20 protein-coding genes and 1 riboswitch are annotated in these 22,070 nt (G+C 68.5%); of the genes, 16 read left to right on the forward strand and 4 right to left on the reverse strand.

Annotated features, from left to right (window positions below):
• The first annotated feature begins 217 nt into the window (after nt 1-217).
• Both KA248_03315 and KA248_03320 read left to right on the forward strand, forming a co-directional pair.
• A complete protein-coding gene (locus KA248_03315) occupies nt 218-3,667 on the forward strand; it encodes a hypothetical protein (protein ID MBP7828929.1) in 3,450 nt (1,149 codons plus the stop codon).
• Nucleotides 3,668-3,677: 10 nt separating this feature from the next.
• Nucleotides 3,678-4,964 carry a hypothetical protein gene (locus KA248_03320; GenBank protein MBP7828930.1) on the forward strand — a complete coding sequence of 429 codons (1,287 nt, stop codon included), beginning with the start codon at nt 3,678-3,680 and terminating at the stop codon, nt 4,962-4,964.
• 44 nt (nt 4,965-5,008) lie between these two features.
• Here KA248_03320 and KA248_03325 read toward each other — a convergent pair whose 3' ends face one another.
• Nucleotides 5,009-5,800 carry a hypothetical protein gene (locus KA248_03325; protein MBP7828931.1) on the reverse strand — a complete coding sequence of 264 codons (792 nt, stop codon included), beginning with the start codon at nt 5,798-5,800 and terminating at the stop codon, nt 5,009-5,011.
• Between the two features lie 232 nt (nt 5,801-6,032).
• On the opposite strand from KA248_03325, the gene KA248_03330 reads away from it, so the two are divergent.
• The 3 genes from KA248_03330 to KA248_03340 all read left to right on the forward strand — a co-directional run bounded on the left by KA248_03330 (nt 6,033) and on the right by KA248_03340 (nt 8,710).
• Complete coding sequence (locus KA248_03330) at nt 6,033-6,338, forward strand: BON domain-containing protein (GenBank protein ID MBP7828932.1); 306 nt, start codon at nt 6,033-6,035, stop codon at nt 6,336-6,338.
• A gap of 62 nt (nt 6,339-6,400) precedes the next feature.
• Nucleotides 6,401-7,528, forward strand: a complete 1,128-nt coding sequence (locus KA248_03335; GenBank protein ID MBP7828933.1) for a tetratricopeptide repeat protein — start codon at nt 6,401-6,403, stop codon at nt 7,526-7,528.
• A 270-nt stretch (nt 7,529-7,798) separates the two neighbouring features.
• Nucleotides 7,799-8,710 (forward strand): tetratricopeptide repeat protein, encoded by a 912-nt coding sequence (locus KA248_03340; protein MBP7828934.1) that lies wholly within the window; start codon nt 7,799-7,801, stop codon nt 8,708-8,710.
• A gap of 8 nt (nt 8,711-8,718) precedes the next feature.
• Here KA248_03340 and KA248_03345 read toward each other — a convergent pair whose 3' ends face one another.
• Genes KA248_03345 through KA248_03355 form a run of 3 tightly spaced genes read right to left on the reverse strand, consistent with a single transcriptional unit; the run spans nt 8,719 to nt 9,940 of the window.
• Nucleotides 8,719-8,928: a twin-arginine translocase TatA/TatE family subunit gene (locus KA248_03345; GenBank protein ID MBP7828935.1), complete on the reverse strand. Its 210-nt coding sequence runs from the start codon at nt 8,926-8,928 to the stop codon at nt 8,719-8,721.
• Nucleotides 8,925-9,275 (reverse strand): hypothetical protein, encoded by a 351-nt coding sequence (locus KA248_03350; protein ID MBP7828936.1) that lies wholly within the window; start codon nt 9,273-9,275, stop codon nt 8,925-8,927. The genes KA248_03345 and KA248_03350 overlap by 4 nt, the downstream gene beginning before the upstream one ends.
• A complete protein-coding gene (locus KA248_03355) occupies nt 9,272-9,940 on the reverse strand; it encodes a hypothetical protein (protein ID MBP7828937.1) in 669 nt (222 codons plus the stop codon). The genes KA248_03350 and KA248_03355 overlap by 4 nt, the downstream gene beginning before the upstream one ends.
• 119 nt (nt 9,941-10,059) lie before the next feature.
• On the opposite strand from KA248_03355, the gene KA248_03360 reads away from it, so the two are divergent.
• From KA248_03360 to KA248_03410, 11 genes are all read left to right on the forward strand, one after another.
• On the forward strand, nt 10,060-11,448 hold the full coding sequence (locus tag KA248_03360; protein MBP7828938.1) for an MBL fold metallo-hydrolase: 1,389 nt from the start codon (nt 10,060-10,062) through the stop codon (nt 11,446-11,448).
• Between the two features lie 138 nt (nt 11,449-11,586).
• On the forward strand, nt 11,587-12,483 hold the full coding sequence (gene era, locus KA248_03365; GenBank protein MBP7828939.1) for a GTPase Era: 897 nt from the start codon (nt 11,587-11,589) through the stop codon (nt 12,481-12,483).
• A 91-nt stretch (nt 12,484-12,574) separates the two neighbouring features.
• Nucleotides 12,575-12,682, forward strand: a riboswitch (TPP riboswitch).
• Nucleotides 12,683-12,753: 71 nt separating this feature from the next.
• The gene (locus KA248_03370) at nt 12,754-13,800 is read left to right on the forward strand and encodes an AIR synthase family protein (protein MBP7828940.1); all 1,047 of its coding nucleotides are present in this window, start codon (nt 12,754-12,756) and stop codon (nt 13,798-13,800) included.
• Nucleotides 13,801-13,921: 121 nt separating this feature from the next.
• Nucleotides 13,922-15,430, forward strand: coding sequence for a tetratricopeptide repeat protein (locus KA248_03375; protein MBP7828941.1), 1,509 nt, complete (start codon nt 13,922-13,924; stop codon nt 15,428-15,430).
• A 142-nt stretch (nt 15,431-15,572) separates the two neighbouring features.
• Nucleotides 15,573-17,294, forward strand: coding sequence for a type II/IV secretion system protein (locus tag KA248_03380; GenBank protein ID MBP7828942.1), 1,722 nt, complete (start codon nt 15,573-15,575; stop codon nt 17,292-17,294).
• A 23-nt stretch (nt 17,295-17,317) separates the two neighbouring features.
• Nucleotides 17,318-18,562 carry a type II secretion system F family protein gene (locus KA248_03385; GenBank protein ID MBP7828943.1) on the forward strand — a complete coding sequence of 415 codons (1,245 nt, stop codon included), beginning with the start codon at nt 17,318-17,320 and terminating at the stop codon, nt 18,560-18,562.
• Nucleotides 18,563-18,648: 86 nt separating this feature from the next.
• The gene (gene gspG, locus KA248_03390; GenBank protein MBP7828944.1) at nt 18,649-19,104 is read left to right on the forward strand and encodes a type II secretion system major pseudopilin GspG; all 456 of its coding nucleotides are present in this window, start codon (nt 18,649-18,651) and stop codon (nt 19,102-19,104) included.
• 31 nt (nt 19,105-19,135) lie between these two features.
• Nucleotides 19,136-19,636: a hypothetical protein gene (locus KA248_03395; GenBank protein ID MBP7828945.1), complete on the forward strand. Its 501-nt coding sequence runs from the start codon at nt 19,136-19,138 to the stop codon at nt 19,634-19,636.
• Nucleotides 19,633-20,082, forward strand: a complete 450-nt coding sequence (locus tag KA248_03400) for a prepilin-type N-terminal cleavage/methylation domain-containing protein (protein ID MBP7828946.1) — start codon at nt 19,633-19,635, stop codon at nt 20,080-20,082. Before KA248_03395 ends, KA248_03400 begins: the two co-directional genes overlap by 4 nt.
• 24 nt (nt 20,083-20,106) lie before the next feature.
• Nucleotides 20,107-20,865 carry a prepilin-type N-terminal cleavage/methylation domain-containing protein gene (locus KA248_03405; GenBank protein MBP7828947.1) on the forward strand — a complete coding sequence of 253 codons (759 nt, stop codon included), beginning with the start codon at nt 20,107-20,109 and terminating at the stop codon, nt 20,863-20,865.
• 92 nt (nt 20,866-20,957) lie between these two features.
• A complete protein-coding gene (locus KA248_03410; GenBank protein ID MBP7828948.1) occupies nt 20,958-22,037 on the forward strand; it encodes a general secretion pathway protein GspK in 1,080 nt (359 codons plus the stop codon).
• The last annotated feature ends 33 nt before the right edge of the window (nt 22,038-22,070 follow it).

A 22,070-nucleotide genomic window follows, 5' to 3' on the forward strand; every position in this document is an offset into this window, starting at 1 on the left:
CTGATTCAGTCGTGCCGATGGGCGGCCTCCGGGCCGCCCATCGTGTTTCGGAGCTCCGTGTTTTCCAATGTTTGGAAATATTCTCCGCATTTTTTCCAAACATTGGAAAACCAGCATGCGACGCGCAGGGCGACAAAAGCGGGTCTTTGCCCTGTTCAAAAACGCAAGCGGCGGGTACAGTAGCGACATTCACCGTATGGTCAGGAAGAGGGAAAACATGATAAGTAAAACGCTTTATCTGGTTTTGGCTGTCGGTATGCTGTTCGGCTTGCAGGCCGGCGCCATCACCATCGGCGCCGGGCCGGCGGTAGGGACGGACAAGAAGGGCGTGACCTGGTACCAGGAGTTCCAGGACTGGGGGCAGGGCGACATCCGGGCTCTGGACGCGAACGATGACCAGTACAAGTTTTCCAACTACGCCGACACGGGCCGCGACCTGGTCGCTTTCTACTCGCACGACGACGGCACGAACCTGTACTTCCGCATGGATTTCTTCGACCTCGGCTACGGATGGGAGAACAGCGAGGTGGATGCCTACCTCGCGATCGACTGCGCCTCGGGCGGGCAGGAGTGGCTGCCGGACTTCATGGATACCAAGACGGATCATCCCTGGGAAGCGTGCGTGGCCGTGTACAACGCCTCGGCGGGCACCCTCTACGCGACGGACTGGAGTACGCACGGGAGCGATTACCTGGGCAGCTACTGGCGCAACGACCTCGACGGCGTCGAGTTCGGGATCAAGCGCTCGTTCCTGACCGCGCGCGGATGGGACGGTTCGCCGTCTTCGCTCTCCCTCCAGCCGTTCACCTGCCGGGACGGGACGTCCGGGGGCGGCGGGGAAATTGACGGGAGCGACATCGTGGATCATTTCGGCGCCCTGGTCAGGGGCACCTCCTCGACCACCGGCTGGCTGAACGGCGCCGTCAGCGGCGCCGCGACGACCGGCCGCGCGAAGTACGCGGTGATCGCCCACGCCAACCAGTCCGTGGCCACGCGCAGCGGGACGCAGGGGCATATTTTCACGGATTACTCGGCCGACCTGAAGCCCGGGTTTGTCCGGCTGCTCGACTCGGCGGAGATGTTCGACACGCCGATCAACCTGCACATCAGCGGGACGCTGCTGATGTCGTTCCTGTGGGCCGCGCAGAACCCGTCGGAGGCCGGCTACCCGAACCGCGACGGGCCGACGTTTCTGAACCGCGTGAAGGCCTTCGTCACGACGGGGCCGGGCGGATTGATCGGCGGGGTGCTGGCGGAGCACATCATGCCGTATTTCGAGGGACAGGTGAACGCGAAGAGCATCGAGCAGAACAGCGAGCTGCTCCAGCACCTGTTCGGGCTCTCCGAGAGCGACATGAAGGTCATGCACGTGCCCGAGCGCGTGATCCGGTCGGACACGAACAACGCCTACGCGGACCCGGCGGGCCCGCTCGACGGCAAGACGTTCGAGGAGATCGCGGCGACCGATTTCACGGCGACCTACCTGGACGAGGTGACGCACCTGCACTGGTGGTTCTATTCGGGCGAGCAGACGAACGCGGGCTGGGACACCGCCAACTGCGGGCGCTGGGCGGGCGGGCAGGGGAACGACGAGGAGCCCTACCACCACAAGGTCCACAAGATCAACGGCGTCTACTGCTTCATGATCAACGACCGCGAGGACCAGTCGAAGTTCGGCAACGACGACGGCGGCATGATGAAGGACACGCGCTACACGCTGCTCCAGAAGGCGCGGGACGCGGATTCGTCCAAGCTGACGCTGGTCTTCGACGACTGGGAGGCGTTCGCGGGCAACTCGTTCGCGTCGGCCACGCCGAACAACAACGCGGACCAGTTCCACAACACGCTGCGCTGGGCGGCCAACCACCCGTGGATCGAGTTCGTGAAGTTGAGCACGGTCGCCGGCTGGGCGGCGTCGGATTCGAGCTGGGTGGTGGATCACGGTTATGTCTACGACAAGACCAGCCAGACCTACGAGTGGCTCAAGCGGGCGAGCGAGCACGACTATGACCGCTGGTACTACGGCAGCGCGCAGGAGGAGAGCTTCTTCAGCCGCGTGCCCGTGCTCCACGACAGCTGGTCGCCGGGCGGGATGAAGATGTACGGCGACCTCAACACGCCGGGCACGCTGATGCGCGACTCGTGGGACGCGATCCAGTCCATCGCGGACTCGGACCAGCTCAAGAAGATCGCCGAGTGGAGCTACAGCGCGATGATCTACGAGACGGCCTGGCACGACGAGGACGCCAACCCGGACCAGTACAAGTCGCGCAACTACCAGGACCTGGCCCAGGGCGGGTTCAACCGCGGTACGGCCGACGGGAACTGCGACGAGTCCTACGAAGACACCACGTACGACTGGACTTCCTCCTGGGCCATCCGGCTGCACGGGCACGTGCGGGACATGGGCGTCATGGCGGACGCGGCGGAGTGGGTCGCCGACGTCCGCAGCGGCGCCCAGGGCCCGCGCACCACGGTGCGCGCCGCGGACGTGGACGACGACACGCTGGACGAGTACATCCTGTGCAACAACAAGGTCTACCTGTGCTTCGAGCGCTGGGGCGCGCGGCTGGTCAAGGCCTTCGTGTACGACGCCGCGATCGGCAGCGGCGACGCGCGGATGGTGATCGGCGCGCCGGTCAGCAACCCGGCCGAGGAGAGCGAGAACGAGGGCGCCGACAACAACCGGTGTTCCGCCTTCAAGGACCGGTACAGCACCGGGCAGACCAACGCCTACGTGGACATGGACTTCGCCCTGTCGGCGCCGGTGGCCGGGTCCAACTCGTGGACCTTCGTTTCGAGCGACGGGCGGATCGTGAAGAAGATCACCCTGCCGCACGGGCGGGACGTGGCCGTGGCGGAATACGGGCTGGCGGCGGCCGTCGGCACGTTGTACACGCGGTTCGGACTCGGGCCGAACCAGCTGGACCTGATGTTCAACGGCACGCAGAACCTGCAGCGGGTGTCCGACCCGGTCTTCCGCGGCCTGCGCAACACGCAGGGCGGCGAGGCTTACATGGTGCTCGGCGATCACTGCGGCGCGATCACCGCCGCGGTTGCCAACGCGGGCTGGGATCACCGCGAGCTGCCGCTGACCGAGCAGTTCGAGGCGTACAACATGGCGACCGGGTTCAGCGTGGCCCTGGCGTTCAGCCTGGCGTCGGCGCAGGACGTGGACGGCGACGGGCTTCCGAACACCAACGAGTGGGGGATCGGCACCCAGCACATGAATCCGGACAGCGACGGCGACGGCATGCCGGACGGGTACGAGGCGTCCAATGGGCTGTCGGCGCTCGTGGCGGACGCCGCGGGCGACCTGGACGAGGACGGCGCGCTGAACTACGAGGAATACGTGATGAACACCGGGGCCGATGACTCCAACGATGTGTTGCGGCTGGAGCAGGCCGGCCTGGCGGGCGGCGCGTTCCGCATCGAGCATCCCGTGTCCGGGCCGCGGCGGTACCAGGTGTTCTTCGCGGACGGCCTGGGCTCGGGCTGGAACTGGCAGCCCTTCGCCAACACCAACGCGCCCGTCGGATCGTGGCTGACGACCAACCCCGGCGCGGCCCGGCACGTGTTCACGGACGATTTCACCGCGGCAACCTCCGGCGCGATGCCGACCAACGGCCCGCGCGTGTACACGATCCGCGTGTCCGTACCGGAATAGGGATCGGATCATGAAACGGATTCTTCTGCTGGCGGGGTTGTGGGCCGCGGCGGCGCAGGCCGCCCCCGTTTCCGACAACGCGGCCTTCTTCTACTGGAAAGCGATCGGTCTCCTGCGGCCGGCGCGGACCCCGGGGCAACTGGAACTGTTGCGCTTCGTGGACGAGGAGTTGCCCCTCCTGCCACCGCGGATCCTGGAGGCGCGGCCGTCCGTCTTGAACTGGCTGCTTTCCGAGCAGCCCGTCCGGGAGGCACTGGCCCAGGCCTCGGCTTGCGCGGAGTGCGATTTCGGCGTCCGGTCGCCCGGCGGGCCTTTCCTGGACGTCGCGCACCTGCCCCGGCTGACCCTGCTCTGCCGGAGGGTGTGCGCCATGGCGCAGGCGTTGGACTTCGCGAGCCGCGAAGCGGAAGCCGCGCAGGCTTATGTCGCACTCCTGGACATGATCCGGCGCGTGGAGGCCGAGAAGAACGCGGTTTCCGGACTGGCCGCGGCGGAGATGACGCAGGCCGTGATCGAATCTGTCGAAGGGTTTCTCGTCGGCGAGCCGGGGTCGGAGGCCCTGGCCGCGCTCACGAACGGCTTCGGCGGGGCGGCCGGGCCATCGTTCGATTCGGCGGCCTGGCTCCGCGACGAGGCCGACCGGTGGTCTGCTTGGGTGCGGCAGGATCCCGTGGGCGCGATAGAACGGATGCGGAACCGCCTCGGGGCCGGGCCTTTGGCCCCGGCGGTGGAACGCGCCGCCGCGGCCGCATCGGCGGAAGACGCGTCCGTTTTCGAAGGCTGGCTGTCGGGGTACCGGGCGCGCATGGAGGAACTGGCGCGGGCCATGGAGCAGCGTTTCCGGGAGGGCGCACCGATCCTGCTCCGGTTAGACGCCGAGCGCATGGAATCGCTGAAGGTTCCGGACGCGGCGGCCAATCCGTTGATATTGTTGCTGGTCCCCCCGGCGGCAGAAATGGACCAGCGGTGCCGCCTGGCCCGCGCGCAATGGGATATGGCCGCGCTGCTTTACGCGGCGGCGGCGCGCCGCGCGCGCGAGGGCCGGTGGCCCGAGCGCCCGCCGGGCCGGCGCGTCCCGCGCGATCCGTTCAGCGGCGAAAGGCTTTCGTACCGGCTGGCCCGGGGGCAACCGGTCGTGGGCGTCCGCATCCCGAAGGCGATGGCGGAGACCGGGCGCTATCTCTACCTGCTGGATCTCGCCGGGCGGGCCCGCCGGGACGAGGAGCGGTTCGGCGAAGCCATTGCCCGCGCCCGCGAGCTGGAGTTCGGGGAACTGTTCGAACCCGCCGCGCCGTGACCGGGGCTCATTCACCGGCGGGACAAGTCCGCCGGGGTCTTGCGCTAATTCGACGCGATCACTTCCCAGTAGGCCAGGAACCGTGCCGCGATCTCCGGCGAGTCGACCCGCAGCATGTTTTCCCAGTTCGCCGTGACCGCCGTCGTGGTGAAGTTGAAACTCCCCGTCAGGACGACCTGTTCGTCGATGACGATGAACTTGTTGTGCATCGCCGCGTAGTCGCCGGACACGGTGATCAGGGTCACGGGGATGCCCTTGCTTCGAAGCCACTCGATGGTGCGAGAGGCCAGGGGGTATTCCGCCTGCTTCGAGTCCATCTTGACCTGGAGGTCGACGCCGCGCTCGTGCGCCTCGACCATGGCGCGGGCAATGCGGCTGCGGGTGAAGGCGTAGGCCGCCACGCGGACCGTGCGCTGGGCCTCGGCGAGGGCCTGGACGACGACCGTTTCGCATTCCTCGTTGAAGGAACAGGTCACCCGGCCTGCGAGCGTCTCCGGCGGCGCGGCGTCGTACCGCATCCAGAGCGGATCGCCCTCGACCCGCTCGAACTTCTGCTTCACCTTCTTGCCGTACAGCGAGCCCGGCGAATCCGTCTGCTGGAACTCCTGCCACAGCGTCAGGGGGACATCGAGGTAGGTGATCTTCTGGTCCTGGATCTCGACGACCAGCATCCCGCTGTCGCCGCCCTTTTCAAGGAAGTAGGTGATGTGGCTGATCCATGAGCTGTCGAGGCCGGGCAGGTCCTGGCGCTCGTAGAGATCGGGGATCACGGGATCCGCGGCCAGGGCGGCCAGCGCCCCGCCGACGGCGAGCACGAAAAGGCGGATTCTTTTCATCGGGTTCTCCTGCGGAACGGGTTGGCGGCTCCGCGTTTCCCGTTTATAAGCCCGCGCCCTGAAAAGGGAAAGGCCGGCGTGCTTACGCGAACCCTATTTTGTCGGGTTTCAATCGTAACAAATCGCTTCACGGCCGTGAATGGTCATGTGTGACTGCGGGCCATCGCCGATTGACGGGAATGCGCGGCTGGCATACTCTTCAGAAAACAGCACGGGCAGGAAAGGCGCAACGATGAAAACTCTTCGCGTGATTGCGGTGTGGTGCGCGGTGTGGATGCTCGGGGCCGCGGGGTGTGCCACGATGCCCGGGCCGACGGATGAGCAGGCGGCGGCGAACCAGCGGCTCGCCGACGAAATCGTCCGGCGCCTGGAGGAGGATCCCGTGACGGCCCCGTACGCCTTCGGCGTCATGGTCCGCGACGGCATGGCCATCATGGAAGGCGCCATCTCCAGCGGCTATGTCCGTTCCCGGGCGATCGGGATCGCCCGCTCCACCCCCGGCGTGGAGAACGTGCTGGATAAACTGGCCCCGTGGTGATGCCCGCCGCGCGAGGCCAGCGTTCCTCTTTCCCGGGAGCGTTCAGGCTCCTGCTTCTATTCTTGGCCGCCCTCTTCGGGGCCGGCTGCGCCACGTCCGGGCCCGACCGCGATTTCCGCAAGGCCGCGGCCCGGGAGCCGGACCGGGCCGCCTGGATCGCCCAGGTTCCGCGCGTCAGCGGGTTTCGCGCGCACGGCGAACTGGCGCCCGTAGCGGCCGTCCTGAAGTTCTGGGGCCGGCCTTTGCGCCCCGGGGCGCTGGCCGCGCCGGGAGAGGATCCGGCGGACCTGCCGGCCTCGGAAGAGGCCCTGGTGCGAGCCATCGGGCGGCAGGGGCTCTGGGCCTATCCCTGTTCCGCGTCGGAAGCGCGCCTGCAGGATTGGCTCCGCCGCGGCCTCCCGGTGCTGGCGCGGCTGGAGGATCCGTCTTCCGGCAAGGCCGGCGACGTGCTGGTCCTGGGGTATAGCGAGACGGACGGGGCGATGCTGACGGACGGCCTGCCCGGCGGGCGGGCGAGCCTGCCGGCCCGCGAATTCCTTTCGCGGTGGCGCGCCATGGACCATCGCGCCCTCTTGATGTGTCCCCCCGACAAACCCCGCCGGGATTTGAGCCCCGAGGAACTGGTCTCCCGCGGACGGTACTACGAGGCCGCCGGGCAGGCGGTCCTGGCCCTGGAAGATTACGAGGCCGCCCGCGCGGCCGGCGCGAGTTCGCCCGCGATGCTCGTCTCGCTCGGCAACCTGTGCCGGGATCTGGACCGGACCGCGGAGGCGGAGGCGTTCTATCGCCAGGCGATCCGGGAGGATCCCCGGCAGGCCCGGGCCTATAACAACCTGGCCTACCTGCTGGCCGATGAAAACCGCGACCTGGAAGAGGCCGCGCGGCTGGCGCGCCAGGCCTTGATTCTCGACCCGGCCAATCCGCTCTTCATGGACACCCTCGGCTTCGCCCTGATGAGCCAGGGGCAGTATGCCGAGGCCGCCAACGTGCTCGAGCGCGCCTGGGGCCGGTCGCGCTGGTATCCCACGCGGGTGCAGCTCGAAATCGGTCTGCGCCTGGCCCTCGCGCACTTCCGCGGAGGCCAGGAACATCTGGCGGCCGAAGTGCTGCGCGACCTGCTCTCCATGGATCCCGCCATGCCGGTCCCCGCCGAGTTGCGGCCGCTGGTCCCCGGGTCTTCCCGCCGCTGACGACGCGGCGTTCCCGCCTTGAATCCGCCCGCGAACCGCGTAGAGTGGGGCCGCATGGAAAACTCGGGCGATATTTATCGCAAGGCGAATCAACCCTATCACGTGTCCCGCCGTTCCCGGCAACTGTGGGCCAGGCAGAGGGTGACGCCGGCTACCCCTCCCGCCGGAGATTCCCCGGGCGTGTCCCCGGCCCCGGAGGGGGCCCCTCCGCCCCGCGGCCGTGTCCGCCGCCGGCGCAAGAACACGTTCAGATCCCTCTGGCGAAAATACTTGAGCGGCCGTCTCAACAACTTGCTGGTCGCCTTCAGCCTGTTCATGGGCGGCGTCATGATGCTGGTGGTCCTGTCGCACTTCCTGCGCTACCGGGCGGCGACCCGGCAGCAGGCGCGGGCCGCGGAAACCCCGGGCCCTCTCCCGGAAGCGGTCTCGACCAACACGATCCCCGCCGAATTGCCGGACCGGATCGCCGCCTGGCGGCAGCTGCCGGACCGGCTGGCCGAGGCGGAAGGGCTGCGGATGAAGAACCGGAAGGCCGAGGCGGAAGCCCACTTGCGCACGGCGCTGGAAATTCACCCGGCGTCGGCGGCCCTGCACCTGGCCCTGGCGCGGCACCTCGCCGACACCGCCCGCCCCGCGGACGCGGTGGCGCACCTGGTCGCGGCCCTGGATGCGCAGCCGGCCGACGCCGGCGCGCGCCTCCTGCTGGCCGAGACGCTCGAGCAACTCGGCGAGCACGAGTTGTGCCGCCAGGTCGCCGAGTGGATGCTCGAAAGCGATCCCTATTCCGAGGAGGCCCATCGCCTCGCCGCCACGTCGTATCTCAAGAGCGACCAGCCCCGCGCCGCTATCCCTCACTTGAGGAAGATCGTCAACCTGGAACTCGACAGCCTGGATGTCCAGAACGACCTGGCCGAGGCGTACAGCCTCGCGGGAGAATACGAGAAGGCGCTGACCACGCTGGAAAGCATCCTTCAGCAGGAGCCCGGCCATCCGTCGGCCCTGTTCACCCTGGCCGTTTGCCATGCGCGGCAGGCGAAGACGAACGAGGTCCTGGCCACCTTCCAGCGGGCCTCGGCGCTGATCGGCGCCGACGCGGTCAACGAGTGGATGAGCCGGCCGGAGTTGCAAGCCTGGCGAACGCCATCGGACGAATCCGCGGCGAGCCCGGAAGCCGGGCCCTGACGGTCGCGCTACCCGTTCTTGGGGGCCGAGTCCGGTTTCTGGTCTTCTTCCGGCTTGGCCTCGGCGCCTTCCTTCTGGCCCTTCTTGAACTCCTGCATGCTGCGCCCCAGAGAGCGCGCCAGCTCGGGCAGTTTCTTCGCGCCGAAGAGCAGCAGGATCACCAGGAGAATCAGGATGATTTCCGGAACGCCCAGTCTGCTTAAAAACGCCAGGTTCATAGGTTTTCCCCGTCCTTCCCCGGTGCCGCCGTGTCCCGGGCGTCTTTTCGGGCTGCGTCCCCGTTTTGCGGCCGGCCCGCGACCACGTCCGCCGTGACGAACGGGGGCCGGAACGGCCCGGTCACCCGGAGCGTGCCTGCCGGTTCATTTCCTCGATACAGTGTGAGTGTTTCACCCTCGGAAGGCAAGCGCTCACATTGCAGGACGACGAACCCGGCGGCCGAGTTGACCCGGATCACCCGCCCGACGAACGCCGGGGGCGGCACGGGGGCGGGGTTCGGCGGGACGGGCGCCCGGCACCCGGCCAGGGCCAGCACCGCCCCGGCGATCACGGCCGGCCATTTCACGGCCGGGGTCCTCCCCGGGGCAGCCAGCGGGCCAGCGGGCAATCCGCGCAGCGCGGCGCGGCGCGGCAGTGCGTCTTGCCCAGCCGGACGATGAGGGCGTGGAACTCGTTGAACAACCGGGTCTCCCGCGGCAGCGCGCGCGTGAACGCGCGCGCGATGTCGTCGTAGGACGCCCGCGGATCGATCCATCCGTGCCGCGCCATGAACCGGCGCGTGTACGCGTCCACGACGAACACCGGCCGGCCCGCGGCATACAGCAGGATGCTGTCCGCCGTTTCGGGGCCGATCCCGTGGATGTCGAGCAGCTCCGCGCGGAGCGCGCCGGTCTCGAGCCGGAACAGCCGCGGCAGGCTGCCGTGTCGCGCGGTCACGCGGGAGGTCAGGGCGCGGAGCCGGCGGGCCTTGACGCGGAAATAGCCGGCCGGGCGGATCAGGGTTTCCAGCCGGCGCCGGGGCAGGGCGTGGAGCCGCGGGAGGGACAGCGCGCCCGCGCGGCGCAGCCGCGCGATGGCCTTTTCCACGTTGCCCCAGGCGGTGTTCTGGGTGAGGACCGCGCCGACGACCACCTCGAAGCGGGTGCGGCCCGGCCACCAGTGCTGGGGCCCCCACGCGCGGAAGAGCGCGCGGAACACCGCGCGCCAGGTCCTGGATTTCGGGCTCTTCATGAGGCGGTTCCCATGATAGCGCAGATCGCGCGGCCTGGCCATCGCCGCGAGACCCTTCACGCGCGGGAGGGTTGCGCGCGCCGCGTCCGCACGGTAAGGTAACCGACAACCGGAGAGCGATGATGCGATTACAATTCCTCGGCGGCGTGGACACGGTGACCGGCACCCAGCACCTCGTCGAATCCAACGGCGCTCGCGTGCTGCGCGACTGCGGCCTCTACCAGGGCCGCCGCGCGGAGTCCCGGGAGATCAACAGCCGCCTGCCGTTCGATCCGAAGAGTCTCGACTCCGTGGTCCTCTCGCACGCGCACATCGACCACTGCGGCAACCTGCCCTCCCTCGCGCGCGCCGGCTTCCGCGGACCGATCCACGCCACCACGGCCACCGCGGCGCTCTGCGGCGTGATGCTGCGGGACTCGGCGCACATCCAGGAGCAGGACGCCGCCTACCTGAACCAGAAGACCAGCCGGAAGGGCGAGGAGCCCGTGGTGCCCCTCTATACCCTGCGGGACGCCGAGGCCGCGCTGGGGCTGTTCCGGGGCTACCGCTACGGGGAGCCCGTGGACGTCGCGCCCGGCCTGCAGGCGACGTTCCGCGACGCCGGCCACATCCTCGGCGCCGCGCTGACGGTTTTCACGGAACGGCGCGACGGCGCGGAGAAACGCGCCGGCTTCGCCGTGGACCTGGGGCGCGAGGGCCTGCCCCTGATCCGCGACCCCGAGCCCATGGAGAACCTGGATGCCCTGGTGCTGGAAAGCACCTACGGCGACCGCCTGCACGGCGAGGCCGCCGCCGCGGAGGACCAGTTATGCGACGTCGTCCAGCGGACCCTGCGGCGCGGCGGCAAGGTAATGATTCCCTCGTTCGCGCTGGAGCGGACGCAGGAGGTGGTCTACCACCTCGCCTCGCTGGTCCAGGCCGGGCGCCTCGCCAACCTGCGGGTCTACGTCGACAGCCCCATGGCCACCGCGATCAGCGGCCTGTTCGAGCAGTTCGCGGACTACCTGGACGACGAGTACCGCCAGCTCAACCACCGGTTCGGCTCGGTCATGTACCCGGAATGGGTGCGGTACATCGCCAGCGTCGACGAGTCCAAGGCCGTGACCGCCTGCCCGGATTCCTGCATCATCATCGCCGCCTCCGGCATGTGCGAGCACGGGCGCATCCTGCACCATCTCAAGCACGGCATCGAGAACCCGAAGAACACCGTGGTCATGGTCGGGTTCCAGGCCGCGCACACCCTCGGCCGCCGCCTGCTGAACGGCGAGAAGAAGGTCCGCATCTTCGGCGACTGGTTCGAACCGAAAGCGGAAGTGGTCGATCTCGATGCCTTCAGCGCGCACGCGGACCGGAATGAACTGCTGGACTACGTCGCCCGCACCCGGCCGAAGCGGATCTTCCTGGTGCACGGCGAGCCGGACCAGCGCGCGGCGCTCGCCGCCGCGCTGAAGGAGAAGACCGACGCGCCCGTTGAACTGCCGAAACCGGGAGACGTAGCGGATATCTAGAATACAAACCTCCCCGGCGACCTTGTGTCGCCGGAAGGAAGGTTGGGTTGAACGGAGCGCTTTTCCAGACCTTCGCTCCCGCGACACAAGGTCGCGGGGGGCGAGACCAACCAGAAACACCGGACACCTTTTCTCCCCATGCCCCACCCGAACTCATCGGACCTGAAACCCGCGGCCCTGGTGGCCGTGGTCGGCCGCGCCAACGCGGGCAAATCCACGCTGGTCAACGCGCTGGTCGGCGAGAAGGTCAGCATCGTCAGCCCCGTGGCCCAGACCACGCGGACGCGGGTGCGGGCGATCCTGACCGAGCCGCGCGGGCAACTGGTATTTCTCGACACGCCCGGCGTCCACAAGGCGACGTACGACCTCGGCAAGGTCATGAACCGCGCCGCCCGCGCCTCGGTGGAGGGCGCCGATATCGTCCTGCTGGTTCTCGATGCCTCGCGGCCGCTGCGCGAGGAGGATCTGGGCTGGATCAAGCGGCTGGGCCGCGGCGAGACACCCGTGGTGGTCGCGCTCAACCAGGCCGACCGGGGCGCGGCGCACGCGCCGGACGGCGGGAGCGCGTGGGAGAAGCCGCCCGCCGCGCAGGTCGCGGTGTCCGGGTTGACGGGGCAGGGGACCGGCGAGTTGCTCGCGGCCCTGTTCCGGCTCGCGCCTGCCGGCCCGCCGCTGTTCCCCGACAACGTGGTCACCGACTATCCCCGCAAGCTCATCATCGCCGACACCGTGCGCGAGAAGTATTTCCAGGTGCTGAAGGAGGAGTTGCCCCATGCCCTCGCGGTCGAGGTGGAAAGCTTGGAGGAGGGGCCGGACGGGTGGGTTGCCGAGGGGACGGTTTTCGTGCAGAAGAGTTCCCAGAAAGGCATCGTGCTGGGGGCGAAGGGCCGCCTGCTCAAGCGCGTCCAGGCCGCCGCGGAAAAGGAACTTGCCGAGATCTACGGGCATCCGGTGACCCTGTACCTCTGGGTCAAGGTGGACCCGAACTGGAGCCGGAATTTCTGGATGCTCCGGCGGCTCGGGTACGTGGAATAAGCTTCGCCGCGCTGGAGGCGGGCCGCCCCCGGCCCGCGTCGGACGTCTTGTCGCCGCTTGACTCGATCACCGTACGGGGTATTGTGAAATGGATCGCTCGCGGGGGAGCTTGCTCGGCAGGCTGAGATTCCTCCATGAAGGAGAACCCCTGGAACCTGTACGGGTAATACCGTCGAAGGGAAGCGGCGCGAACGGGGTCTCCCGGCGAGACCCGTTGCATTCCCGCCCCCGGGCCAGGACTCCCACGCGAACGGCCGAAGGAGAACCGCCATGGCCCAACTCGGAAAAATCACGGACGATTTCTTCCAGAAGATCATCAAGCCCCGCCTCGGCGCGAAGCGGCCCGAGGTGGCCGTCGGTCCCGAGCAGGGCGTGGACGTCGGCATCATCGAGCTCGGCGAGTACGCCCTCGCGATGACCGCCGACCCGGTGTTCATCGTGCCCGAGTACGGCTTCGAGCGCTCGGCCTGGTTCGCGATCCATATCCTCGCCAGCGACGCGGCCACCTCTGGCCTGCCGCCGGCCTTCCTTTCCATCGATCTCAACCTTCCGCCCGAATTGCCCGACGCGGACCTGGCGGCGATGTGGGAGGTGATCCACCGCGAGTGCGAAAAGATGGGCGCGGCGATCGTCACGGGGCACACCGGCCGGTATGATAATTGCCATTATCCCATGGTCGGCGGGGCGACGTTCATGGCCCTGGGCCCGCGGGATGCGTACTGCTCGCCGAAGTTCTGCCGGCCGGGCGACCGGATCATCATCACCAAGGGGCCCGCCGTCGAGGCCACGGGCATCTTCGCCGCGATGTTCCCAGGCCGGATCGAGAACGAATTCGGGGCCGCGGTCCGGAAACAGGCGGAGGACGTTTTCTACAAGATGTCCGTGGTCGAGGACGCGCGGATCGCGGCGTCCGTCGGCACGCGCGATCGCGGTGTGGCCGCGATGCACGACGCGACCGAGTACGGCATCACCGGCGGCCTGCTGGAATTCGCGAAGGCCGCGGGGCTGGGCCTGGTGGCGCACTACGACGAGATCGTCATGACGCCGGCCGTCGCGGAAATCTGCCGGTTGTTCGAAATGGAGCCCTTCAGCAGCATCAGCGAGGGCACGCTCATCGCCGCGGTCCGGCCGCACGCCGCCGGAGAAGTGTTGCGGCGGCTCCAGGATCGGGGCATTCTGGCCTCGATTTGCGGCGAGATGACGCCGGCGTCGGACGGGATCCACGCGGTGATCGGCGGGAAGAAAAAGCCGATGGAACACCCGGGCGAGGATCCCTTCTGGGCCGCGTTCTTCCGCGCGCTGAAAGAGCGGGGATGAACCACGGATTACACGGATCGCGCGGATGAATTCAAGCATGGCTCCATCCGCGTTATCCACGACATCCGCGGGTTCACCTTCCGCGGAACGGGCCGGCTCCGAACGTCGGCGCTTGGTGGCGATGGTGCTGGTTCTCGCGCTGGTGGCCGTCCTGCCGTACACGCGCGGCCTGAAGCATGAGTTCGTCTACGACGACCTGGGCTCGATCGCGGAAAACGCCTTCCTGAATGAACCTGGCGCCGCCGCCCGCGCGTTGACCGGCCGCACGCTGCTGGACACGACCGTCCCCGACGGGCGCCGGCCGGTCGTGATCGCGTCCTACTTGCTGGACCGGGCGCTGTGGGGCCTGCGGCCCTTCGGCTTTCACCTGGCGAACGTGCTGCTGCACGCGGGTGTTGTTCTTCTGCTATTCGGGCTCTTGCGCCGGTTGACGGGCGGGCGCTTCATTCCCTGGGCCGCCGCCCTGCTGTTCGCGCTGCATCCCGTGGATGTCGAGGTGGTCCAGTCGCCGGCATTCCGCGAGGACCTGCTGGCGGCCCTGTTCGGCCTGGCGTTCCTGCGGGTCGCACTGGCCGGCGGTCCGGCGGCGTGGTGGTCCGTCCCGCTGCTGGGTCTGGCGCTGCTTTCCAAGGAGTCGGCGGTGGTTCTCGTTCCGCTGCTCGGCTGGATGGCGCTCTGCTTTCCTGTCGCGGGTCCGGATCGCCGAAAAGCGGTCCGCCTCTTGCTGGCCGGCCTCGGGTTGATCCTCGCCGCCGCCGCCCTGTGGTGGGGTAGCGGTTCGGTGCAGGCGGCGATGGGGGCCCCGGTCGGCATCGGCCTGCCGTTCCCGGAGAACCTCTGGACGGCGCCCTGGCTCTGGGTGAAGGCCCTGCGCTACCTGGTCCTGCCGTGGCCCCTGGTCGTGGACCACGTGGTGGAGCCCGTGCCGTCCTGGTCGTCGCCGGCCTGCCTCGCGGGCATCGCGCTCGCGGCGGGATTGGGCGCGGTTGCGTGGCTGATGCGCCGCCGGGCCCCGGACCTCGCGCTGGGGTTGGGCTGGCTGCTGCTGGCTTTCCTGCCGGTCTCGAACCTGGTTCCGCTCTTCAATCCGTTCGCCGAGCGCTATCTCTACTTCATGGCGCCCGGCGCCGCGCTGCTGGCGGCCGGGCTGCTGGCCCGGTGGCCCTCGCCCCGCGCGCGGGCGGCCGGCCTGGCCGCACTCGCCGCCGCCGGCGCGGCCCTGATCCTCCTGCGGCTCCCGGACTGGTCGGACAACGCCACGCTGTGGCGCCGCACGCTGGAGCGGGAGCCCCGCAGCGCGCGGGCGCATACCTGGGTCGCGCTGGATCTGAAACACAGGGGCGAACTCGACGAGGCGCGCCGCCTGCTGGAAGAGGCGGACCGGCTGAACCCGCAGGACACGTCGGCGCTGGTCAATCTCGCGATCCTGTCGGGGCAGGCGGGGCAGCTCGAGGCGGCGGTGGCCCTGCTGCGCGAGGCGACCCGCCGCCGGCCGGACAAGGCGGACGCGTGGTGGAACCTGGCCGTGGCCCTGAACCTCCAGGGCCGGACCGACGAGGCGGCGGACGCCGTGCGCCGCACCCTGGAGGCCGATCCCCGCCACCCGGCCGCGCGCGCCGCCCGGGAATAATCGTAACAAAACACATCACGGCCGTGATGTATTTTGTTGCAGTTAATCCATGTGAACGCGGGGGCCCTCGGGGCGGACTAAACGGGTGCGGGGCGGCCGGATGGCCCTTGAATCCGGCTGCCCGACCATGCATGATGAACGCATGACCACCGCGGCTCCATCCAAGATGGCGGTACTGCTCGAACGCACGGGCCTGCTGGAGCCCGCGCGGATCGAGGATCTCCTGGCGGCATACGCGCAGGGCGGCCAGTCCCTCGCCGCCCTGGCGGCGGCCAAGGGCTATGCCCGCGAGGAGGCGTTCCTGGAGAAACTGGCGGAGGTCATGGGCGTGCCGTTCCTGCGCGTGGGCGAGCAGCCCATCCCGGCGGACGTGCTGGCCCGGCTGCCGACGAAGGCGGTCTTCCAGTACAACGTCGTCCCCATCGCGCTGGAAGGCAACGTCCTGCGCGTCGCGACCTCCGACCCGTTCCTGCCCGGCCTGGTGGACAGCCTGCGCCTGGCGTCCGGGCTGCGCGTCCGCCTCGCCTTGAGCCCGGCCGTGGACCTCGCCAAGGCCGCCAAGAAGCTGTACGGCGTCGGCGCCGACACGATGGAGCAGATGATCCAGGACAACCGGATCGAGGTCGCGCCGGAAGAGGACGTGCTCGGTAAGCAGGACTTGAGCGAACTCGACCAGGAGGCGTCCGTCGTCAAGTTCGTCAACCAGGTTATCTGGGAAGCCTACCAGGACCGCGGCACGGACATCCACCTGGAGCCGATGGAAACCGACCTGCGCATCCGCTACCGGATCGACGGCGTGCTGCACCAGACGCCCGTCCCGCCGCAGTTGAAGCGGTTCCAGCCCGCGATCATCTCCCGCATCAAGGTCATGGCCGGCATGGACATCGCCGAGAAGCGCCTCCCGCAGGACGGGCGCATCAGCCTGCGCATCCGCGGCGAGGAGATCGACGTGCGCGTGTCCACCATGCCTACCGTCTACGGCGAGAGCGTCAGCCTCCGCCTCCTCATGCGCTCCAGTGGCATGCTGGGCATGGACAAGCTGGGCCTGAACCCGAAGGACGAGGCGGTGCTGAAGAAGCTGATCCACAAGCCCCACGGCATCCTGCTGGTCACCGGCCCGACCGGCTCGGGCAAGTCCACCTCGCTCTACGCCTGGCTGCACACGATCAACTCCATCGACAAGCGCATCCTGACGATCGAGGAGCCCATCGAGTACGAGATGGCCGGCATCAACCAGATCCAGGTCCGGCCCGAGATCGGCCTGACCTTCGCCGTCGGCCTGCGCCACATCCTGCGCCAGGACCCGGACGTGATCATGGTCGGCGAGGTCCGCGACAAGGAGACCGCCGAGATCGCCATCCGCGCGGCCCTGACCGGCCACCTGGTTTTCAGCACCCTGCACACCAACGACGCGGCGGGCGCCGTGACGCGCCTCGTGGACATGGGGATCGAGCCGTTCCTCGTGGCGTCCTCCATCGAGGCGCTGATCGCCCAGCGCCTCGTGCGGCGGCTCTGCCCGGCCTGCCGCCGGCCCTGGAAGGTGGACCAGAAACTGCTCGAGGCCGCGGGCTTCCCGATGGAGCGGCTTGCGGAGGGAACGATCTATGAGGCGGCCGGCTGCGAGGAGTGCCGCATGACGGGCTTCCGCGGCCGGACCGGCATCTACGAGATCCTGGTCGTCACCGATCATATCCGGCCGCTGGTGATCGCCCGCGCGTCCAGCAACGAGATCAAGTCGGCGGCCATCCACCACGGCATGCGCACGCTGCGCACCGACGGCTGGACCAAGGTGCTCCAGGGCACCACGACGCTCGAGGAAGTCCTTCGGGTGTCGGAAGAAGACGAGGCGATGTCGGAAACCTAGCCCCGGCGGACGACGCATCAAAAATGCCGCGGTTTAAATATACGGCCCGCTCGCGGACCGGCGAGAAGGTCGAGGGTTACGTCGAAGCGCCGGACCGCCGGGCGGCCCTGCTCCAGATCGAGCGGCAGGGCCAGGTGCCGGTCTCGGTCGCCGAGGCCGCGCTGGCGGCCGCGGCCGCCGCCCCGCGCCGGTCCTGGTTCACGTTCGAGCGCAAGACCGCCCGGGCGCCGCGGATGAAGCTGAAGGAGTCGCTGCTGCTGACCCGCGAGATGAGCGACCTGCTGGCCAGCGGCATGAACCTCGGCGACGCCCTGCACACGCTCTCCCGCCGCAAGACGGGCAGGGCCCAGGACGAGCTCGTGGCCGACCTGCGCGACGAGATCATCCAGGGGACCAGCTTGAGCGAGGCCCTGTCCAAGCGGCCGGAGTCGTTCCCGGCGCTGTACGTCAGCATGGTCCGCGCCGGCGAGGCCAGCGGACAACTGGCCGAGGTCCTGGAGCGATTGAGCGCGCACTACGAGCGCGTCCAGGAGACCCGCGAGAAGGTCCTGATGGCCCTGATCTACCCGGCCATCGTGCTGACCGTGGGCATCCTGACGCTCGTGTTCTCGATGATCTTCGTCGTCCCGCGCTTCACCGCCATCTTCCAGCAGCTCGGGAGTTCGCTGCCGCTGCCGACGCGCATCCTGATCGGGATGAGCGACGGGCTGATCAAGTACGGCTGGGTTGCGCTGGGCGCAATCGTCGCGGGGGTGATCCTCGCCCGCCGCTACCTGGCCACCGCGCCCGGCCGCCGGGCGTGGCATCGCCTGCAGCTCCGGCTCCCGGTCATCCGCCTGATCGTCACGTCCAACGCCTACGTGCATTTCGCCCGCACGCTGTCCTCGCTGCTGGAGAACGGTGTGCAGGTGCTCCAGGCCCTGTCCATCGTGGAGGACACCGTGGGCAACGTGGTCATCGCCGGGGCCATCCGGCGGGCGCGCGAGCAGGTGACCGACGGGGCGACGATCTCCGGGCCGCTGTCCGCCGGCAAGGTGTTTCCCCCGCTCCTGACGGACATGCTCGCGGTGGGCGAGCAGTCCGGGGACATGGCCTCGGCGCTCAAGCACATCGCCAAGCGCTACGACGACGAGCTGAACCGGGCCGTGAAGATCCTGACGACGGTGCTGGAGCCCATTTTAATGCTGTTCATGGCTATCATGGTCGGGTTCGTCGCCGTCAGCATGCTGCTGGCCGTCTTCGACATGACCAGCGGGCTCAACGTGTAGGCGGGAGGCTGGATGCGGGATAGTGGATGGGGTAGAATGCCTGTATTGAACCGGCGGACCGCCGTCGCTGTCGAAGGAGAATGAACATGAATAAAGATGCGCCACGTTCCGTCCGCCGCGCGCGGCAGGCCGACCCGACTTCGCGTCGGGCGCTTCGCCGGGCCGGTTTCACGCTGATCGAGATGCTGCTGGTTGTCGTGATCATCGGCATGCTGGCCACGATCGTCTCGGTCTCCATCCCGCGGCACCTCAAGAGCGCCCGCCAGAGCAAGGCCGCCGCGGACATCCAGGCCATCGGGATCGCCGTCCAGTCCTACTACATGGAGGAGGGCAAGTACCCGTCCAGCCTCGACGCGCTCACCAGCGGCGACGACCCCTATCTGGAGAAGGGCATTCCCAAGGATCCGTGGGGCAACCCGTACCAGTATGCCTTCCCCGGATCCCACAAGCCCTTCAGGTTCGACCTCTCCTCGACGGGGGAAGACGGCGTGGCGAGCGATGACGACGTGGCCAACTGGAAACAAGACGCCAAGAAACCGTAGGGCGCGCGCCGGCTTCACGCTGATTGAGCTGATGCTGGTGGTGATCATCATCCTGCTGGCGTCGTTCGTCGCCGTGCCCTCGTTCGTGCGGTCCCTGCGCGGGGCGCGCCTGCGCGCCAGCCTGCGCACGGTGGTGATGACGCACCGCTACACGCGCAGCCTCGCGGTCCTGGAGCAGAAGTATGCCGCCATCTCGTTCGACACGGAGAAGCAGACCCTCGAGGTGGTCACCGTCGCCGTGAGCGGCGGCGCGAATCCCGACAGCCGTTTCCTGGAGGACCTGGCCGCGCCCGGGGAGTCCATCCAGGCCAGCGCCACGCCGGACCTGGTCCGCCGGCTCGAGGACGGCGTGACCATCCGCGACTTCCGGTTCGAGGACGAGGGCCTCGAGAAGGACGGGGTCTACCTGGTCCGGTACTATCCCAACGGCATGTGCGACGGGTACAGCTTGAGCCTCGGCGACGAGAAGGGCAAGCGGGTCGAGATCGCCGTGGAGCGGTTCTCGGGCCAGCTCGAGGTGAAGGAGCGATGAAGAGGCGAAAGACCTCCGGGCGCCGCCGGGCCGGGCTGACCCTGATCGAGGTCATGCTGGCCCTGGCCATCCTCGGGCTGGGCCTGTCGGCCCTGATCGCCACGGTCGCCCGCTGCCTGGGCGTCGTGCGGCAGGCGCGTAATTTCCAGACCGCGCGGCACCTGCTCGCGCGCGCGGAACTGGAAAACCCCCTGCAACTCGAGGAGGAGATCGAGGAAGGCAGCGAGGAGGGCGGGTTTGATGGCGGGCCCTACGATTACCGCTGGAGCCGCGTCATCGAGCGCCTCGGGCGCGAGGAGGACGGCCTGTTCACGGTGACGCTGCGCGTGTCCCGGTCCGAGAAGGGCCGTGCGTCGTCCGAGGAGGTCGTGACCTGCCTGTATGCGCCGGAGGTCAAGGAGGGCGGGAGCTTTACGGGGCCGGGGGACGCGAAGCAGGGGCCGTGAAGAGTGAATAGTGAAGAGTGAATGGTGAATAGAGGAAAGAGAGCAGGGTTTACGCTGATCGAGGTGCTGGTCGCGGTGGCGATCATGGCACTCGCGTTCGCCATCGTGTGGAGCACGTTCACCGCGGCGGCGGGCGGTTGGCAGCGGGGGGCGAAGCTCCTGGACCAGCTCCACCAGGGCGACTACGTCATGGAGCAGCTGGTGATGGCCCTGCGTTCGGCGGCGTTCTTCTCCAACCGCCCGGACAAGTACGGGTTCCGCCTGGAGGAGAGCGGCGGCGGCGAGAGCTCCCGCGACACGATCAGCTGGGTCACCTCCGGCATGGCCTTCCTGCCGCCGGATTCCCACCTGGCCAACGGGCTGCACCGCCTGGAGTTCAGCCTGGACAGCGACGACCGCGGCCGGCCTGCCGTCGCCATCCGCGCCTGGTCGCACCTCGCCGACGAGGAGGAATCGGACGTCAAGGGCGAGCCGTGGTTCGTCTCGACCGAGGTCAAGGGCTTCCGGTGCCGGACGTACAACGCCGAGGACGAGAAGTGGGAGCACGAGTGGGAGAACACCAACTCGATCCCCCGGCTCGTGGAGGTCACGCTCTACCTCCAGCCCCTCGAGGACTACGCCGAACCGCAGAAGCTACAGCGGCTCGTTGAGATCCCTATCGCGCCCCCGCTGGAGGAGGCCGCCAAGTCCTCCGGCGAGGGCGGGACGCCGCCGGCCGCCGACGCGCCCGCGACGGGCGAGGGCGGCGCCGAGGGCGCGCCGCCGGCAGGGGAGGGCGAGTGATGGGCGGGTTTTTCCAATGTTTGGAAAAAATGGCGAAATATTTTCCAATGTTTGGAAAAAACACCCCCCGGGTTTTCCAATCATTGGAAAACATGGAGGCGCCGCGCCCCCGCGGCGCTGCCGGTGAGAAGCGGGCCGGGGGCGGCCCGCCTCCAGGGGGCCTGCCTCGTTCCGCCAGGCAGGGCTCCGCCCTGATCGTCGCCCTCTGGGCGCTGCTGGTCCTGTCGCTGCTGATCGGCGGGTTTGCCTTCGACATGACGGTGGAGGCGGGCGTGACCGCCTATTTCCGCAAGCGCCTGAAGGCCCAGGCCCTCGCCCAGGCCGGCGTGGCGCACGCGCAGTCCACGATCGTGCGCAGCCTCTCCGTGAAGGACGACGCCCCGGAGGAGGACGAGGAGGAGGACGCCTGGATCCGCGCGCTCAACCTGTCCCGCGGCGTGGCGGTCTCGGGCATGGCCGTCGAGCTGGGCGACGGCCGCTGCACGGTGGATATCATTCCCGAGCAGGGCCGGCGCAACGTGCACATGCTGGGCGACGAGGACTGGGAGGAGATCCTTGACCAGGCCAACATCCCGCAGGACCGCTGGGGCGCGCTGATCGACTGCTTCAACGACTGGGTGGACGAGGGCGACGAGCACCGGCTGCTGGGGGCCGAGTCCGACGATTCCTTCTACGAGGACCGCGGTTACGAGTGCAAGAACGCGCCGCTGGATACCATCGACGAGCTGCTCCTCGTCAAGGGATTCTCGCATGCCGTGGTCTTCGGCGGGGTGTCCGAGGAGGACGACGGCGAACCGCTGGCCGGGATCGCGCGCTGGCTGACCACGTGGGGCGACGGCAAGGTGAACCTCAACACGGCCTCCCGCGAGGTGCTGCTGACGGTCTCCGGCCTCAACGAGCAAAACGTCGAGGCGCTGCTCGAGGGCCGGAAGGGCCCCGACGGCGTGGAGGGCACCCAGGATGACGGGTTCGAGAGCGTGGAAAAGGCCCTCGCGTACATCGGCCTGACCAACCCGGGCACCGCCGAGCGCCTGACGACCAAGGGCGAGACGATCCTGCGGGTCGTCTCCATCGGCGAGGTGGAGGGCGTGCGCAACGGCATCTGGTGCATCCTGCGCGCGGCGGACAAAAAGGTCACGCCGCTGTTCTGGCGGGAGGAGCCGCTGGAGTAGGGGAAGTGAATAGTGAGGAGTGAATTTTTCCTG

This window comes from Kiritimatiellia bacterium (genome assembly GCA_018001225.1).
Taxonomy (GTDB): domain Bacteria; phylum Verrucomicrobiota; class Kiritimatiellia; order CAIQIC01; family JAGNIJ01; genus JAGNIJ01.